Below are 16499 nucleotides of genomic sequence, written 5' to 3' on the forward strand. Positions count from 1 at the left end.
GGCACGGTGGTGGCCGCGACGACGGTGTGCGTCGCCGCCGGGGTCCACCTCGTCCGCCACGGACACCCCGGTCGCGGGGAACCCCTTGGCCGGGCACCCCCTCGGCCCGGTCGTCGGTGACGTCCTCGCGCGGCCTGGGGAACCGCGCTCGGCCTGCGGGTCCACTGTGGACTTCCGCTGTCGGGCAGTGCCAGGTTAGGACGGGCCGACCGGGCCCGGAACCGGTCGATTCCGGATGGGGCCCATCGACCGGCTCGATGGTCGCCGGACCTGCGCGGACGTCCGCGCGACCGTCTCGACAGGGCGGTCGGCACTCCCGGCCGGTGTCACCTGCCGAAGTTCGCCTGGCAGGCACGTAGTCCGCATCTCGAACGTGCGACCCGCCCTTCGTTCGGATTATCGTCACGACCTCCGCCGTGTGGATCGATGGTCCACGGTGGTCGCATTCCGATGAGAGTCCGCTGAACAGGCGTCTTGGTTGCGTCGAGTGGTCGGGTCGTGTCTCCGGCGGTCCCGTAGACACCGCCACTAGCAATCCGTATGCTGAACTCACTGTTCACAGTCCGCACGTTACGGAGGTTCGCCCATGGATTCAGCAGGGGAAGCGCAGCCGGTCACGCCGGCCCTCCTGAACGTCCTGAACGGTGCCGTGGACCTGCACTGCCACTCGGGGCCCAGCCCGTTCCCGCGACGGCTGAACCACGTCGAGGCCTCCTACGACGGAGCGCGCATCGGCATGCGCGCGATCCTCGTGAAGTCGCACCACCACAACACGGTGATGGACCTGCTCGCGATGGGCCCGTGGCTCGCGGACGCCCCCACGCCGGTGTACGGTGGCGTCGCGCTCAACAGCGAGGTCGGCGGCATGAACCCGTCGGCCGTGGCGATGAGCCTGCGGATGGGCGGGCGCTGCGTGTGGGCGCCGACCACGTGCTCCCGGCAGCACATCGACCACCACAGCCACGGCGGCGACTTCCCCGCGGCCGCGATCGACCTGGCCGAGACGGAGGTGTCGATCTTCGACGAGTCCGGCGACGTCTCCGCGGGCACCGTCGGGGTCGTCGACATCGTCGCCGAGACCGGCGCGCTGCTCACCGGCGGCCACCTGGGGGGCGAGCCCGCCAAGGCGTTGTTCAAGGTGGCCGCGGACAAGGGCGTCCGGCGGCTGCTCCTTCAGCACCCGGACTTCATCGTGGGCGCGTCGAACTCGGACATCGAGGAGCTGGTGGCGCTCGGCGCCTACGTCGAGCACGAGATCGCCATGTACCACCCCGAGGTGACCGCGATCGGGTGGCCGATCAAGCAGCTCCTGGACTGGATCGACCGGGTCGGTCCGGAGAGGACGGTCATCTCGTCGGACCTCGGGCAGAAGGGCAACCCGCTGCCCGTCGACGGCTACCTCTACCTGGTCGGTGCGCTGCTCGACCACGGCGTGCCGGAGAAGGACGTCCGGCGGATGATCGCCGACAACCCCGCGTTCCTGCTGGGGCTGGAGGAGAACCCGTCGTGAGGAAGGCCGACCGCGTGATCATCAGCACCGCGGTGACGGGCTCGGTGCACGTGCCGTCGCAGAGCGACCACCTCCCGATCACGCCCGCGGAGGTCGTCGCCGAGTCCCTGGCCGCGGCGGAGGCGGGCGCGGCCGTCATCCACCTGCACGCCCGCCACCCCGAGGACGGCAGGCCCGCGTTCGAGCCGAGCGTCTTCGAGGAGATCATCCCGCCGATCGCGGCGGGCTGCGACGCGGTCGTGAACATCACGACCGGCGGGGCGTCGTCGATGACCATCGAGGAGCGGCTGGCCGCGGCGACCCGGTTCAGCCCCGAGCTCGCCTCGCTCAACATGGGGTCGATGAACTTCGTGTACTCCGGCATCGCCGAGAAGGTGACGAGCTGGAAGCACGCGTGGGAGAAGCCCTACGTCGAGAACACCTACCGCACCCCCTTCGTCAACTCCTTCGAGCAGATCGAGTACGCGCTGCGGGAGCTGGGGGAGCGGGGCGGCACCAGGTTCGAGTACGAGTGCTACGACATCGGCCACCTGTACTCCCTGGCCCACTTCGCCGACCGGGGGCTCGCGAAGCCGCCGTTCCTCGTCCAGGGCGTGTTCGGGATCCTCGGCGGGATCGGCGCCGACCACGCCAACCTCACCCACATGGTGACCATCGCCGACAAGCTCTTCGGCGACGACTACCACTTCTCCGCCTTCGCGGCGGGCCGCCACCAGATGGAGTTCTGCACCCACAGCGCGTGGCTGGGCGGCCACGTGCGGGTGGGGCTGGAGGACAACCTCTACATCGGCAAGGGCGAGCAGGCCATCGGCAACCGCCAGCAGGTGGAGAAGATCCGGGAAGTCCTCGTCGGACTCGGCAAGGAGATCGCGACGCCCGCCGACGTCCGCCGCATGCTGGCGCTCAAGGGCGCGGCCAACACCACCACGCAACGGTCACGAGAGGTGTCGACATGACGATGTACGCCAAGGACGACCTCAGGTCGCAGCTGGCGAGCGTCCCGTCGGAACGGGTGGCGGTCGACCCGTCCACGCCCGTCTCCCCGGCCCAGTACCTGGAGCTCACCCGGCGGCCGCCCACCGCCGTGAGCCCGGCGGGCAGCCGGACGTGGGTGGCGCGCGGCCAGAACGTCGTGTTCGCCTACACCGAGGCGGTCGCGGGCGACTGCTTCATCCGCGACGACCAGCCCGACGAGTACGCGGTCCTGCAGTACTCCGACAGCGCCTCGATCCGGGTGGTCGCCGGGGGCGAGCAGGCCAAGGTGGACGAGGAGGCGTTCGTCGTGGTGCCGCCGGGCGACAGCGTCCTCGAGGCGCTGACCGCGGGGCCGGTCATCCGGGTGTTCTCCTCCGTCGCCGAGGACCTGCGCGACGCCGCGTTCAACGCCGACGCCTACGCCGAGCCCGATCCCCGGTGCGCCCCGCTCGAGCCGTGGCCCGACCCCGCGGGCGGCTTCAGGCTGAGGGTGTACCCGCTGGCGGAGACGCCGATCGCCGAGGGGAGGTTCGGCCGGATCTTCCGGACCACGAACCTGATGGTGAACTTCCTCGCCGAGGAGCGGACGCCGCGCGACCCGCTCAAGCTCTCCCCGCACCACCACGACGACTTCGAACAGCTCTCGCTCGCGCTCAAGGGGGAGTTCATCCACCACATGCAGTACCCGTGGGGGCCGGACTCGACCGCCTGGCGACCCGAGGAGCACGGTCGGGTCGGCTCGCCGTCGATCACGGTCATCCCGCCGCCGAGCGTCCACACGACCCAGGGCGTGGGGCCGCACCAGCAGCTGGTGGACATCTTCTCCCCGCCGAGGCAGGACTTCTCCGCCCGACCCGGCTGGGTGCTCAACGCGACCGACTACCCGGCCCGATGACCGCGCCGCGCAAGAGCCTGTTCCGCGCCGCGCTGGCCCGCCCCGGCGGTCCCGCGCTCGGCACGTGGGTGAAGCTCCCGGTGATGGAGAGCGTCGAGCTGCTGGCGCTGGCGGGCTTCGACTTCGTGGTGGTCGACCTCGAGCACTCGCCGATCGACCTCGAGACCGCCTACCGGCTGATCGGCACCGCCACCCACCTCGGCGTGGCACCGGTCGTGCGGATCCCCGCCCTGGACGCGGGCGTGGTCCAGCGGATCCTCGACGCGGGCGCCGAGGGGATCATGCTGCCGCACGTCGACTCCGTGGCCGAGGCGGAGGCGGCCGTGCGGGCCATCCGCTTCCCGCCGGTCGGCGCGCGCGGTGTCGGCGCGACCAGCCGCGCGGGCGCGTGGGGTGCGATGGACCGCGCCGAGTACCTGCGCTTCGGCCAGGAGGAGGTGGTGTTCATCGCGCAGATCGAGAGCGCGGGCGCCGCCAGGTCGGCGAAGGAGATCGCCTCGGTGGACGGGGTGGACGCGCTGCTCGTCGGCGCGGCGGACCTGAGCACCTCCGAGTCGACGACCGAGGGCGACCCGCGCGTCGTCGAGCTGATCGCGCTGGCCATCGCGGGCGCCACGGCGGCGGGCAAGCCGATCGGCAACGCCGGTGGGGCCACCGAGCAGTCCGTGCGGGCCGCGGTCGCGGCCGGGTACACGTTCACGATGCTCAGCAACGACGCCAGCCTGCTCGGCGCGGCGGCAGCCGCGGCGGTCCGGGCGGGGCGTTCGGTCGGCAGTGGACGGTCCACCGAGGAGCCGAGCTGACGGGCACGACCCCGCGCGCCGTGCCAGGGTCGCACCGGGACCACACCGAGAACCAGGAGGCGGACACCTTGTCCGACAACGCAGGGGCGCGCAGGCCGTCGGGGACGGGGCTGCTCGCGGGCAAGGTCGTCCTCGTGGTCGGTGGGAGCACCGGCATCGGGGCCGACGCCGCGCGGGTGTTCGCCGAGGAGGGCGCCTCGGTCATGATCGCCGCCCGGTCGGCCGACGCGCTCGCGGCGCTCACCGACGAGCTCGCGGGGGAGGGGCACGACGTGGCCCACACCGCGGGCGACGTCAGCGTGGGAGCGGACGTGGCGCGGTTCGTCGAGGCCACCCTCACCCGGTTCGGGCGGCTCGACGGCGCGTTCAACAACGCGGGCGTCAACCAGTACGGCAGGCTCGACGACGTGTCGGAGGAGGACTTCGACCGGATCATGGCGGTGAACGTCAAGGGCGTCTGGCTGTGCCTGCGCGAGGAGATCCGGGCGATGCGCGAGTCCGGCGGGTCGATCGTCAACACGAGCAGCGTGGGCGGGTTCCGCGGCAACACCGGGCTCGGCGCCTACCAGGCCACGAAGCACGCGGTGATCGGCCTGACCCGCACGGCGGCCCACGACAACGGGCCGCTGGGCATCCGGGTCAACGTGATCGCCCCCGGTCCCACCGAGACGCCGATGTTCACGAAGTGGCGGGCGGAGGACCCGGCCGCGGTGGAGCGCAGGCTCGCCGCGGTCCCGCTGCGCAAGGCGGGCTCGACGACCGAGACCGCCAACGCCGCCGCGTGGCTGCTCAGCGACCGGGCGAGCCACGTCAGCGGCGTCGTCCTGCCGGTGGACGGCGGCTACAGCGCCTAGGCGGGTTCGGTATGCGGAACGGATGATTCCGGTCGTCACCGCAGGCCACCCGCACACGACCCACCTGGTGTTCGCGATACGAACGTCGCGATTGCGACCTGAACAACGGCTTGCTTTACTAGCCGTCAGCTTCGAGCCGGAAGGGGACGAGGATGTCCTCGAACAAGATCAGATGGTCGGGTTGGCTCCCGCTCGTGCCCGCGCTCGCCCTGCTGGCCGGTGTCCTGCTGGTGCCGCTGGGCAAGACGTTCGTCCGCAGCGTCTCGAACCCCGACCTCACGCTCGCCAACTACGAGCACCTCTTCACCGACGGCGTCACCATGACGGTGTTGGGGCGGACGGCGCTGACCGCCGCGACGGTGACGGTCGCGGCCCTGCTGCTCGGCTACCCCTACGCCTACCTGATGACGCGGGTGGGCCCCCGTGCGCGCGGCATCCTCCTGGTGGTCGTGCTCATCCCGTTCTGGACGTCGGTGATGGCCCGCAACTTCGCGTGGATCATCATCCTGCAGGACGGCGGACCGGTGCAGAGCGCGTTCGAGCTCATCGGCGTGCACGACGTCGTCCTCTACGGCACGAACGCGGGCGTCACGATCGCGATGACCCAGGTGATGCTGCCGTTCATGGTGCTGCCGCTGTTCAGCACCCTCGGCTCGATCGACCGGAAGCTGCTGCTCGCCGCGAGGGGCCTCGGCTCGTCGCCGACGGCGGCGTTCTGGAAGGTCTTCTGGCCCCTGTCGCGCGGCGGGGTGATGGCGGGCGTGATGCTCGTGTTCACCCTGAGCCTCGGGTTCTACGTGACGCCGGCGCTGCTCGGCTCGCCGCAGCAGTCGCTCGTCGCCCAGCTGCTCGCCCAGCGGACCACCCTCCTGCTCGACTTCGCCGCCGCGGGGGCGCTCGGCATGGTCGTGCTGGTCATCACCCTCGTGCTCGTCGCGTGGGCGAACAAGGTGGGCGGCACGGTCTCCGCCCTCGGCGTGGTCGCGACCGGACAACCCAAGGAGCGCGTGTGACCAGCCAGGTGAAGACCCGACGGCGGCCGGTGGCGGTCGACCCGGTCCCGTGGTGGCTCAAGGTCTTCGGCGGCCTCGTCGTCGCCTTCTTCATCCTGCCGACGCTGTTCGTCATCCCGATGAGCTTCAGCTCGGCGACCACGTTCCAGTTCCCGCCGCCGGGCTTCTCGTGGCGGCTGTACGAGAACTTCTTCACCAACCCCGTCTGGCTCGACTCGCTCGGCAACTCCTTCCTGGTCGCCTCGCTCACCGCGCTGCTGGCCACGACGGTCGGCACGGCGGCGGCCGTGGCGCTGTCCAGGTTGGACGGCAAGGCCGCCCGGTTCGCCCGCACGGTGCTGATGGTGCCGATCGTGGCACCGTCGATCGTCGTCGCGGTCGCGGTGTACATCTCGTTCCTGGGCTGGCGGCTGACCGGCACGGTGGGCGGGTACGTGCTGGCCCACACCGCGATCGCCGTCCCGTACGTGCTCGTCTCCGTCACCGGCGCGCTCGGCGGCTTCGACCAGCGGCTGCTCAAGGCCTCGGCGTCGCTGGGCGCCTCGCCGCTGCGCTCGTTCGTCCGCGTGACGATGCCGCTGATCAGCCGGGGGATCCTGACGGGCGCGATCTTCGCGTTCATCGTCTCGTTCGACGAGGTCGTGATCGCGCTGTTCCTGCGTTCGCCGCTGTTCCAGACCATGCCCGTGCAGATGTACAACAGCGTCACCGTCGAGATCGACCCGACGATCTCGGCGGCATCGAGCCTGATGGTCCTGGCCGTGACCATCATCTTCATCCTGCCCCAGCTGCTGCGCGGCAGGGCGGGCCGCCGACAGGAGCGCCGACCATGACACGTCAGACCACCGTGGAGGCCACCGGATCCCGGCTGGGGACCGGCCTCGGCACCGAGATCCGGCTGGAGGGCGTCACCAAGGACTACGGGCTCGCCGCCCCGGCGGTCGACGACATCTCGTTGACGATCGAGCCCGGCGAGTTCATGACGCTGCTCGGGCCGAGCGGGTCGGGCAAGACGACCACCCTGAACCTGATCGCCGGGTTCGAGACCCTCACCGAGGGCACGATCTCGCTCGACGGGGCCGACGTCAGCGCCGTGCCGCCGCACCGCCGGAACCTCGGCATGCTGTTCCAGAACTACGCGCTGTTCCCGCACATGACGGTCGCGCAGAACGTCGCGTACCCGCTGCGCGAGCGCAAGGTGCCCAAGCCGGAGATCGCCAGGAAGGTCGCGGAGGTTCTGGAGCTGGTGCAGCTGACCGGCCGCGACGACACCCACCCCTCGCGGCTGTCCGGCGGGCAGCAGCAACGGGTCGCGCTGGCCCGCGCGATCGTGTTCGAGCCGAAGGCGCTCCTGCTGGACGAGCCGCTCGGCGCGCTCGACCGCAACCTGCGGGCGGCGCTGCAGACCGAGATCCGGCGGATCCACCGGGAGGTCGGGTCCACGTTCGTCTTCGTGACGCACGACCAGGAGGAGGCCATGAACCTCGCCGACCGGATCGCGCTGTTCAACAACGGGCGCATCGAGCAGGTCGGCACGCCGCAGCAGCTCTACGCCGCGCCCGAGACCCTGTTCACGGCCCGGTTCCTCGGCGACTCGAACGTGTTCGAGCTCGGCGCGGTGGGCACGGGCGGGACGGTCGCGTGGGAGGGCGAGAGCTGGGGCGTCGACCCGGAGACCGTCGCCGCGCACCCCGGCGTGCGGGCCGCGGGCGCGATCGTCGTCCGGCCGGAGGACGTCGAGGTCGCGGGCAGCCGCGACGCGGTGCCGGTCGGGGCCAACGCCGTGCGGGCGAGCGTCCGCGACGTCGAGTACATGGGCTCCTACCGCACGCTCCTGCTCACCGTCGGCGAGCGCGGGCTCCTTGGCCGCGCCCGCGTCAGCGCCCTGCGCGGCGAGTACGCCATCGGCGACGAGGTCGTGCTGTGGTGGCGGCCGCGGGCGCAGCGGATCGTCGCGGCCTGACCCCGGATCGGGGTCCCCACCCCCGTCGGACGCGCGTCCGTCCTCGGTCGCGCGTCCCGTCGGCATGCCCTCGGAAACCCTTGTTGCGCGGTGCTGACTCCGGGCCTCGATTCGGCCACGAAGAGGCCCCGGACGCTGTACCTACCAGGCATTATTAGGTACCGTGTTCACATCACGGAGTCATATGGTCGGATGGTGAACAAGTTCGGAGCTACCGGCTCGGAAGACTTCCCACGAGAGGTTGGACAATGGTGTCTGGATCGAGAACCGCCCTCGCGGGCGCCGCCCTCGTCGCCGCGGCGACGCTGCTGGCGGGCTGCGCGAGCGCCGACGACGGCAGCACGAGCGGTACCGGCGCGCCGGAGAAGCTCACCTTCGTGTCCTACGGCGGCTCCGGGCAGGAGGCGCAGATCAAGGCCTTCCAGGAGCCCTACACCGCCGCGCACCCCAACGTGACCTTCGCGAACTCCTCGCCCGCCGACGTCGCCCAGGTGAAGGCGCAGGTGCAGGCGGGCGTCGTGCAGTGGGACGTCATGTCGGTGGCGCCCGCCGCGGCCAAGCAGAACTGCGGCACCCTCTTCGAGAAGCTGTCCGTGCCGAAGCTGGACCCCAAGGACCTGTCGCCGCAGGCGGTCGGGGAGTGCTACGTCGGCAACTGGTCGAACGCCACGATCTTCGGCTACAACGCTGCCAAGTACCCCGAGGGCCCCAAGTCGCTCAAGGACTTCTTCGACACCGCCAAGTTCCCCGGCAAGCGCGGCGTCATCACCAACCTGCAGAACGGGATCCTGGAGTTCCCGCTGCTCGCCGACGGGGTCGCGCCGGACAAGCTCTACCCGATCGACGTCGACCGCGCGCTGCGCAAGTGGGACACCATCCGCAAGGACACCCTGTTCGCGGCGAACGTGGGCGCGTTGCAGCAGGCGGCGAGCGCCGACCAGGTCGACATGTTCCTGCTGCCCGACTCGCGGATGATCTCGCTGCTCAACGACAAGAAGAACGTGAAGATGGTCTGGGACACCACCGTGATCACCCTCAACGCGCTGGCGGTCCCGCTCGGTTCCAAGCACAAGGCCGCCGCGGAGGACTTCCTCCAGTCGCTGGTGCAGCCCGAGCCCGCGGCGAAGATCGCCGAGGCGCTGGGCGTGGTGCCGGTCAACGTGAACGCCAAGCCGAACCTCTCCGAGAACGCCAGGCAGCTCGAGGTCAACGGGCCGGTCAACACCGGCAAGTCGGTGACCCAGGACATCGACTGGTACTCGCAGAACTTCGACGCGGTCACGACCAGGCTGGGCAACTGGCTGGTGGGCTGAGGTGTGGCACCCAAACCCGCATCTCGCACCGATTCAGTTCTCGATGTGAACTACAGTTCTGCCATGACGAACGTTGACTCGAGCGGCGACGCATCCGGCTCGGACATCCAGGCGGTCCAGCGCGTCGGCCAGATCTGCTCGCTCTTCGGCCCGCACACCACCGAGCTGACCGCGGCCGACGTGGCCGAGCGCCTCGGGCTGAACCGGACGACGGCCTACCGGTACTGCACCTCGCTGGTCACCGCGGGCATCCTGGAGCGCGGGCACCGGCGCGGAACGTTCGTCCTGGGCGGCATGATGCTGCAGCTCGGCATGCACGCCCTGCAACGGCGGGTCATCAAGATCGCCCCGCCGTACCTGGCGGAGCTCAGCGCGGCGGTCCGCACGACCACCGTGCTCGCCGTCTGGGGCGCGCACGGCCCCGTCGTCGCGCTCGTCAACGAGGACCTCAGCCGCACCGTCGTCGTGACCGTGCACGCGGGCACCCAGCTCGACCTGAGCTCGGCGCAGATGCGGGTGTTCCTGGCGTGCCAGGACGAGCAGGCCTTCGAACGGGCGACCGAGGGCATCTCCGACGCGCGTCGGGCGGAGGTGGAGGCCGCGGTGTTCATGGCCCGGCGCAACGGTTACGGCATCGTCAGCCACTCCGACGGCCTGTTCGCCGCGGCGGCGCCGGTGTTCGACGAGTACGGGATCTGCGCCACCATCGCGCTGCTCGGGGCCGACCAGATGGCGGACCTGTCGTCCGGGTCGCCCACGCTCGCGAAGCTGGTGGGCACCGCCGCCGCGATCAGCGACGAGCTGGGCGGGAGCAGGGAGAGGAGTCGGGTTGCCGAGCTATGACGACCTGTCCAAGGCCGTGACCGCCGGGTCGAGCTGGGACGTCTTCGGACGCGGCGACCAGCTCGGCACGGTGAACCTCCTGACCCCCCAACGGGTCGCCGCCGCGGCCCGGCTGGTCCGGACCGGGCGCCGCTTCAACCTCGACTACCCGGTCAACGCGTTCGACCCGTACCCGACCGGGACCAGGCCCCGCACCGAGCACCACGTCTTCGCCAACAACGAGTTCCACCGCGACGACTGGCTCGACTCGTTCTACCTCCAGTCCACCTCGCAGCTGGACTCGCTGCGCCACATCGGACATCCGGAGCACGGCTTCTACGGCGGCCTCCCCGCCGCCGACAACAACGAGGGCTCCACGGAGCTGGGCATCCACCACTGGGCCCAGTCCGGCATCGCGGGTCGCGGCGTCCTGCTCGACGTCCCCCGCCACTTCGCGGCGCGGGGCCTGCCCTACGACTGCGAGCAGACGATCGCCATCGACGACACGGCCCTCGACGCGATCGCGGCGGAGCAGGGCGTGGTCTGGCGGGGAGGCGACATCCTGCTGCTGCGCACCGGGTGGGCGGAGAACTACACCGCGAAGTCCGTCGCGGAACGCGTGGAGTTCAACAAGCGCAACAGGTCTCCGGGGCTGGCGCAGCGGGAGTCCGTCCTGCGCTGGCTGTGGGACCACGAGATCGCGCTCGTCGCGAGCGACAACCCGGCGGTCGAGGCCGACCCCGTGGTCGAGTCGGACTTCCGGTCCGCCGCCGACCGGCCCCCGGAGCGCGGTGTGGACCACAGCGGGATGCTGCACCGCCCGCTGATCGCGCTGCTGGGCATGGCGGTGGGCGAGCTGTGGAAGCTCGACGACCTGGCGGCCGACTGCGCCGCCGACGGCGTGCACGAGTTCTTCCTGACGTGCAAGCCGTTGAACCTCGTCGGCGGTGTGGGCTCGCCGCCGAACGCGCTCGCGTTCAAGTAGGGCCCTACACCGCCGCCAGGGCAGGAGGACGATGAACCACGTCACGACCGGGACGCTGCGGCTCCCGACCCGCGTCCACTTCGGCTACGGGACGCGCGGGCAGCTGGGGGAGGTGCTGGGCCTCAGCGGGCGCCGCGTGCTCGCCGTCGTGGACCCGTTCCTGATCGGCACCCCGGTGTTCGGCGAGATGGTGGCCGGGCTGCGGGAGGGCGGGTTCGACGTCGCCGTGTACAGCGACGTCCTCCCCGAGCTGCCGATCGCGTCGCTGGACGCCGCCGCGGCGTTCGCGCGGGAGTTCCGGCCCGACGTCCTCCTTGCCGTCGGCGGCGGCAGCGCGCTGGACGCCGCGAAGCTGGTCGGGCTGCTGGTCGCGCACGGCGGGCCGTTGAGCCGGTACTACGGCGAGAACCTGGTGCCGGGGCCGTCGCTGCCCCTCGTCGCCATGCCGACGACCGCCGGGACGGGGTCGGAGGTGACCCCGGTCGCCGTGGTGTCCGACCCGGAGCGCGAGACGAAGGTGGGGATCTCCAGCCCCCACCTCGTCCCGACCACCGCGATCGTCGACCCGGAGCTCACCCTCGGTGCCCCGCGGGGCGTGACCGCGTTCGCGGGCATCGACGCCCTCGTGCACGCGGTCGAGTCGTTCACCGCGGCCGAGCTGGAACCCGCGTGGGACACCGTGCTCCCCGTCTTCACCGGGCGGAACGCGTTCTCGGACGTGCTGGCGCTGCGGGCGGTGGAGCTGCTCGGGTCCTCGTTGGCGGTGGCGGTCGACGAGCCGGGGAACCGGCGGGCCCGCGAGGAGGTCGCCTTCGGCAGCCTGCTCGCGGGAGTGTCCTTCGGCGCCACCGGGACGCACCTCTCGCACGCGCTGCAGTACCCGATCGGCGCGGCCACCAAGACCCCGCACGGCCTCGGCACCGGCCTGCTGCTGCCGTACGTGCTGCGGGCGTGCCTCGCCGACGCGGGGGCGGCCGAGCGGATCGCCGCGGTGGGCGGAGCCCTGGGGTCCGCCGCGTCCACTGTGGACGAACGTGCTCGCGACGCCATCTCGTCGATCGTCGCGCTCAACCGCGCGATCGGCGTGCCCGCCTCCCTCCGGGAGATCGGGATCACCGCGGCGCAGCTGCCCCAGCTCGCCGAGCTGGCGTCGCGTTCGGCGCGGCTGGTCGCCATCGCGCCGATCCCGGCACCGACCGCCGTGCTGCTCGACATCCTCGCCGACGCCCACGCGGGCGGCCTCTCGGAACGGAGCGACCGATGACCTACCTCGCCGACCTCTTCATCGACGGCGTGTGGCGCCCCGGCAGCGGCGGCGAGCGCTTCGACGTGGTCGACCCGGCCGACCTGTCCGTCATCACCCGGTTCGCCGTCGCCACCGAGGCCGACTGCATGGCCGCCGTCGACGCGGCCGCCGCCGCGCAGGAGGGCTGGGCCGCCACCGCTCCGCGCGAGCGGGGCGAGCTCCTGCGCGCCGCCTACGACGTGCTCACCGCCGAGGTCGACCAGTTCGCCGAGATCATCGTCCGCGAGAACGGCAAGTCGTGGGTGGACGCGGTCGGGGAGGCCAACTACGCCAAGGAGTTCTTCCGCTGGTTCGCCGAGGAGGCCGTGCGGATCCCCGGCGAGTACCGGCTCTCGCCCGCGGGGGACAAGCGCATCGTCGTGGACCGGCAGCCGATCGGCGTGGCACTGCTGATCACCCCGTGGAACTTCCCCGCCGCCATGGCGACGCGCAAGCTCGCCCCCGCGCTGGCCGCCGGGTGCACGACGATCCTCAAGCCCGCGCGGGAGACCCCGCTGACGGCCGCGTACATGGTCGAGGTGCTGCGGCGCGTCGGCGTCCCGGACGGCGTCGTGAACCTGGTGACCCCGGTGCCGACCGGACCGCTCGTGGCGAAGATGATCGACCGGCCGGAGGTGCGGAAGCTGTCGTTCACCGGGTCGACCGAGGTCGGCCGCGACCTGCTGCACGCCTGCGCCGACAGCGTGGTGAGCGCCTCGATGGAGCTGGGCGGGAACGCGCCGCTCATCGTCCTGCCCAGTGCCGACATGGACGTCACCATCGAGGGGACCCTCACCGCCAAGATGCGCAACGGCGGCGCGGCGTGCACCGCCGCCAACCGGATCTACGTCCACAGCTCCCGGCACGACGAGTTCGTCGGACGCCTGGCCACCGAGCTGGCGGCGCTGTCGGTCGGCCCCGGCCTCGACCGCTCCCGGCAGGTCGGCGCGCTCGTCTCCACCGCCGAGCGCGACAAGGTCGCGGCCATCGTGGACACCGCCGTCGCCGAGGGTGCGACCCTCGTCCAGGGCGGCAAGTCCTCGGAGCTGGGCGCGTTCTACGACGTCACCCTCCTGACCGACGTGCGGCACGGCTCCTCCGTCAACACCGTCGAGATCTTCGGTCCGGTCGTGGCGGTCGTGCGGTACGACGACGTCGACGAGGTCGTGCGGATGGCCAACGACACCATCTACGGCCTCATGGCCTACGTCTTCGGCGAGGAACGCGAGGCCGTCGCCGTCGCCCGCCGCCTGGAGGCCGGCATGGTCGCCGTCAACCGCGGCGTCGTCAGCGACCCGGCGGCCCCGTTCGGCGGCGTCAAGCAGAGCGGCCTCGGCCGGGAGGGCAGCTCCGACGGGATCCTGGAGTTCCTGGAGGAGAAGTACATCGCGCTGAGCGCGGGCGCGTAGGGCGTTCTAGGGAGTTTCCCCAAAGCAGGTGTGTGTGATCTGCTTTGATCTTGTGTCGTGGTGCGTAGGTATGAGTTGACCGACGAGCAGTGGCACACCATCGAGCCCTTGCTGCGACCGTCAGGCGTGAAGGGGCGTCCGAGGGTAGATGTCTGTCGGGTTCTCAACGGGATGCTGTTCAAGGCCAGGACCGGTGTGTCCTGGCGTGACCTGCCGGAGCGGTACGGGCCGTGGAAAACGGTCTGCACCAGGTTCTGGCGCTGGTCGCGGGACGGCACCCTCGCCATGCTCGTGACGAAGGTCCGAGTGGTGGCCGAGGCGGTCGAGGAGTTGGATCGCGAGGTCTCGGTGGACTCCAGCAGTGCCCACCGGCACGCCGCGGGTGCCCGTCGCACGAGCATGTCCCTCACAGGGGGCGGGCCGGTCGTGCGGCGGGCGCAGCAAGCCAGGTGATCATGCCATCGGCCGCTCCCGCGTCGGACCCAGTACCAAGATCCACCTGGCCTGCGACGGCCACGGCCGACCGCTGTCGGTCGTGCTGACCGGCGGCAATGTCAACGACTGCACCATGTTCGAGCAGGTCATGGCCGGAATCCGATTCCCTCGTCCCGGCCCCGGTCGCCCACCGGTGTTCGACCGGACCGCCTACAAGCGCCGCAATGTGGTGGAACGCTGGTTCAACCGGCTCAAGCAGTTCCGCGCCATCGCCACGCGTTACGACAAGACCGCTCTGTCCTACCGGGCGGTGATCGACCTGGCGACCCTCACCCTCTGACATTGAGGACAGGTCCTACGGCACCAGGAGGATCTTGCCGAGGTTGGTGCGGCCGGAGGACTCGGAGAGCTCCATGGCGGCGGCGACCTCGGTGAGGGGGTAGCGGGCGGCGATCTTCGCGGTGAGCACGCCGGTGCGCAGCAGGTCGAAGACGTGGGCCAGGTCGGTGCTGGTCCGGGCGCGGAACGCGTCGCGCTTGGCGGAGCCCGGTGCGCCCGCGCCCGCCCACACGTCGTAGAAGCTCGCGTGCCTCCCGGTCGGCAGGTGGTCCCAGAACGCGAGCTTCGCGAGCAGGCGCAGGAAGCTGAGCAGCACGGGCGTGGAGTCGTCGAGCTTGCTGGCGATGCTGTAGCAGACCAGGGTCCCGGTGCGGTTGAGCAAGCGGTAGGACGTGGTGGTGCCCGCGCCGCCGAGGTGGTCGAACACGGCGTCCACGCCGTCGGGCGCGAGCTCCCGGACCCTGGCGGCGACGTCGGGGTCGCGGTAGTCGACCGGTTCGACGCCGAGCTCGCGCAGGGCGGCGTGGTGGCGCGGGTTCGCCGTGCCGATGACGCGGGCGCCCGCGTGCCGGGCGAGCTGGGTCAGGACGGTGCCGACACCACCGGCGACGCCGAGGACCAGGACGGTCTGGCCCGCCCGCACCTTCGCGGTGCGGTGGAGCATCTGGTAGGCGGTGAGCCCGTTGACGACCAGTGTCTCCGCCTCGTCCGCGCCGACGCCCGCGGGCACCTCCACGAGGTCGGCGGCGGGGAGCAGGACGGCGGTGGCCCAGGCGCCGGTCTTGGTGAGCGCGGCGACCCGCGTGCCGACCAGGGCGCGGTCCACGTCGGGGCCGACGGCCTCGACGACGCCGACGAGGTCGTAACCGGGCACGAACGGGAACGCGGGCTGGCCGTAGTAGCGGCCTCGGCGCATCGCGCTCTCGGCGAAGGAGACCGCCGTCGACTCCACGCGCACCAGGGCCTGACCCGCGGCGGGCGGGGGCAGGGCGCGCCGGGTGGCGAGCAGCCCGGACGGCGGGACCTTGCCGGGCAGCACCATCTCGGTCGCGGTGGTGATGGGGGTGTGCGTCTCGCTCATGACGGGCTCCTCGGGCCTTGCGTGACGATGCGTCGCTGAGTTAATGACCGTAACTATGTATCGATGTGTCATACTGTGTCAACCCGTTGCTCGAGATGAGGTGGCCCGATGACCGATCACCGGCCGAACCGGCGCGAGAGGATCCGGCGCCAGACGGTGGCGGAGATCAAGGCGACGGCGATGGCCCAGGTCCGCGAGGTCGGCTCCGAGCTGTTGTCGCTCAACGGGGTCGGCCGCAGCATGGGCATGTCCACGGCGGCGCTGTACCGCTACTTCGGCAGCCGCGACGAGCTGATCGCCGAGCTGGCCGTGGACGTCCACCTGGAGCTGGCCGACGTGCTGGAGGCGGCCGCGGGCCGGGTCGCCTCGCCCGCGGGACGGGTCCGCTCGGTCGCGAACGCCTACCGGGACTGGGCTTTGGCCAACCCGCACGCCTACCGCCTCGCCTACGGGCCCGCCCACGGTGCGGACCGCGCCCCCGTGGACGACCGGGTCGCACCGGCCGCGCAGCGGAGCATGGGCGTGCTGCTCGCCGTGGTCACCGAGGGCGGGCAGCCGTCGACCGAGCCGGTCCCGCCCGAGCTGGCGCGGCAGATCCGGGTCTGGAGCGGCGGCGACCGGACCGACCTCCCGGTCGAGGTGCTGCGCTTCGGGCTGGTCTGGTGGAGCAGGCTGCACGGCCTGATCAGCCTGGAGCTGGGCGCCCACCTGACGGCCACCGGGATCGACCCGGCCCTGCTCTACCAGGGCGAGGTCGACGCGATGCTCGCCGGACTGGGCCACCGGTACCGCGCCACGGCGTGACCATCCGATCCCA

The 16499-nt window shown here is 71.4% G+C and carries 15 protein-coding genes and 1 pseudogene; 15 read left to right on the forward strand and 1 reads right to left on the reverse strand.

The window, feature by feature from the left end:
- The first annotated feature begins 586 nt into the window (after positions 1-586).
- From CLV43_RS36195 to CLV43_RS36260, 14 genes and pseudogenes are all read left to right on the forward strand, one after another.
- Positions 587-1510: a DUF6282 family protein gene (locus tag CLV43_RS36195; protein WP_106193232.1), complete on the forward strand. Its 924-nt coding sequence runs from the start codon at positions 587-589 to the stop codon at positions 1508-1510.
- A complete protein-coding gene (gene kce, locus CLV43_RS36200; RefSeq protein ID WP_106193234.1) occupies positions 1507-2466 on the forward strand; it encodes a 3,5-dioxohexanoate:acetyl-CoA acetone transferase in 960 nt (319 codons plus the stop codon). The genes CLV43_RS36195 and kce overlap by 4 nt, the downstream gene beginning before the upstream one ends.
- Positions 2463-3380 carry a cupin domain-containing protein gene (locus tag CLV43_RS36205; protein WP_245887223.1) on the forward strand — a complete coding sequence of 306 codons (918 nt, stop codon included), beginning with the start codon at positions 2463-2465 and terminating at the stop codon, positions 3378-3380. Before kce ends, CLV43_RS36205 begins: the two co-directional genes overlap by 4 nt.
- Positions 3377-4183, forward strand: a complete 807-nt coding sequence (locus tag CLV43_RS36210) for an HpcH/HpaI aldolase family protein (protein WP_106193237.1) — start codon at positions 3377-3379, stop codon at positions 4181-4183. Before CLV43_RS36205 ends, CLV43_RS36210 begins: the two co-directional genes overlap by 4 nt.
- A 68-nt stretch (positions 4184-4251) precedes the next feature.
- The gene (locus CLV43_RS36215) at positions 4252-5037 is read left to right on the forward strand and encodes an SDR family NAD(P)-dependent oxidoreductase (protein ID WP_106193474.1); all 786 of its coding nucleotides are present in this window, start codon (positions 4252-4254) and stop codon (positions 5035-5037) included.
- A gap of 152 nt (positions 5038-5189) precedes the next feature.
- Positions 5190-6050, forward strand: coding sequence for an ABC transporter permease (locus CLV43_RS36220; protein ID WP_106193239.1), 861 nt, complete (start codon positions 5190-5192; stop codon positions 6048-6050).
- A complete protein-coding gene (locus tag CLV43_RS36225; protein ID WP_245887224.1) occupies positions 6047-6883 on the forward strand; it encodes an ABC transporter permease in 837 nt (278 codons plus the stop codon). Before CLV43_RS36220 ends, CLV43_RS36225 begins: the two co-directional genes overlap by 4 nt.
- A complete protein-coding gene (locus CLV43_RS36230) occupies positions 6880-8013 on the forward strand; it encodes an ABC transporter ATP-binding protein (RefSeq protein ID WP_106193241.1) in 1134 nt (377 codons plus the stop codon). Before CLV43_RS36225 ends, CLV43_RS36230 begins: the two co-directional genes overlap by 4 nt.
- Before the next feature lie 251 nt (positions 8014-8264).
- Positions 8265-9326 (forward strand): extracellular solute-binding protein, encoded by a 1062-nt coding sequence (locus CLV43_RS36235; protein ID WP_170156167.1) that lies wholly within the window; start codon positions 8265-8267, stop codon positions 9324-9326.
- 63 nt (positions 9327-9389) lie between these two features.
- Positions 9390-10169 carry an IclR family transcriptional regulator gene (locus CLV43_RS36240; RefSeq protein WP_106193245.1) on the forward strand — a complete coding sequence of 260 codons (780 nt, stop codon included), beginning with the start codon at positions 9390-9392 and terminating at the stop codon, positions 10167-10169.
- Entirely contained in the window at positions 10156-11133 is a 978-nt protein-coding gene (locus CLV43_RS36245; protein ID WP_106193247.1) for a cyclase family protein, read from the forward strand. The genes CLV43_RS36240 and CLV43_RS36245 overlap by 14 nt, the downstream gene beginning before the upstream one ends.
- Before the next feature lie 31 nt (positions 11134-11164).
- On the forward strand, positions 11165-12397 hold the full coding sequence (locus CLV43_RS36250) for an iron-containing alcohol dehydrogenase (RefSeq protein WP_106193248.1): 1233 nt from the start codon (positions 11165-11167) through the stop codon (positions 12395-12397).
- Complete coding sequence (locus CLV43_RS36255) at positions 12394-13827, forward strand: NAD-dependent succinate-semialdehyde dehydrogenase (RefSeq protein WP_106193250.1); 1434 nt, start codon at positions 12394-12396, stop codon at positions 13825-13827. The genes CLV43_RS36250 and CLV43_RS36255 overlap by 4 nt, the downstream gene beginning before the upstream one ends.
- A gap of 57 nt (positions 13828-13884) precedes the next feature.
- Positions 13885-14602 (forward strand): annotated as a pseudogene (locus CLV43_RS36260) (IS5 family transposase).
- A gap of 15 nt (positions 14603-14617) precedes the next feature.
- On the opposite strand, the gene CLV43_RS36265 reads toward CLV43_RS36260, so the two are convergent.
- Entirely contained in the window at positions 14618-15682 is a 1065-nt protein-coding gene (locus CLV43_RS36265) for a medium chain dehydrogenase/reductase family protein (protein WP_106193251.1), read from the reverse strand.
- Positions 15683-15790: 108 nt separating this feature from the next.
- Here CLV43_RS36265 and CLV43_RS36270 point away from each other — a divergent pair, with 108 nt between their 5' ends.
- Entirely contained in the window at positions 15791-16486 is a 696-nt protein-coding gene (locus CLV43_RS36270; protein WP_106193253.1) for a TetR/AcrR family transcriptional regulator, read from the forward strand.
- Positions 16487-16499 lie beyond the last annotated feature (13 nt).

Origin of the sequence: Umezawaea tangerina (assembly GCF_003002815.1) — a bacterium.
Classification (GTDB): domain Bacteria; phylum Actinomycetota; class Actinomycetes; order Mycobacteriales; family Pseudonocardiaceae; genus Umezawaea; species Umezawaea tangerina.

What these genes read in the sequence shown, in the direction of transcription:
- CLV43_RS36195 (WP_106193232.1), top strand. Translation starts at nt 587, where the DNA reads ATGGATTCAGCAGGGGAAGCGCAGCCGGTCACGCCGGCCCTCCTGAAC.
- CLV43_RS36205 (WP_245887223.1), top strand. Translation starts at nt 2,463, where the DNA reads ATGACGATGTACGCCAAGGACGACCTCAGGTCGCAGCTGGCGAGCGTC.
- CLV43_RS36210 (WP_106193237.1), top strand. Translation starts at nt 3,377, where the DNA reads ATGACCGCGCCGCGCAAGAGCCTGTTCCGCGCCGCGCTGGCCCGCCCC.
- CLV43_RS36220 (WP_106193239.1), top strand. Translation starts at nt 5,190, where the DNA reads ATGTCCTCGAACAAGATCAGATGGTCGGGTTGGCTCCCGCTCGTGCCC.
- CLV43_RS36230 (WP_106193241.1), top strand. Translation starts at nt 6,880, where the DNA reads ATGACACGTCAGACCACCGTGGAGGCCACCGGATCCCGGCTGGGGACC.
- CLV43_RS36240 (WP_106193245.1), top strand. Translation starts at nt 9,390, where the DNA reads ATGACGAACGTTGACTCGAGCGGCGACGCATCCGGCTCGGACATCCAG.
- CLV43_RS36250 (WP_106193248.1), top strand. Translation starts at nt 11,165, where the DNA reads ATGAACCACGTCACGACCGGGACGCTGCGGCTCCCGACCCGCGTCCAC.
- CLV43_RS36255 (WP_106193250.1), top strand. Translation starts at nt 12,394, where the DNA reads ATGACCTACCTCGCCGACCTCTTCATCGACGGCGTGTGGCGCCCCGGC.
- CLV43_RS36265 (WP_106193251.1), bottom strand. Translation starts at nt 15,682, where the DNA reads ATGAGCGAGACGCACACCCCCATCACCACCGCGACCGAGATGGTGCTG.
- CLV43_RS36270 (WP_106193253.1), top strand. Translation starts at nt 15,791, where the DNA reads ATGACCGATCACCGGCCGAACCGGCGCGAGAGGATCCGGCGCCAGACG.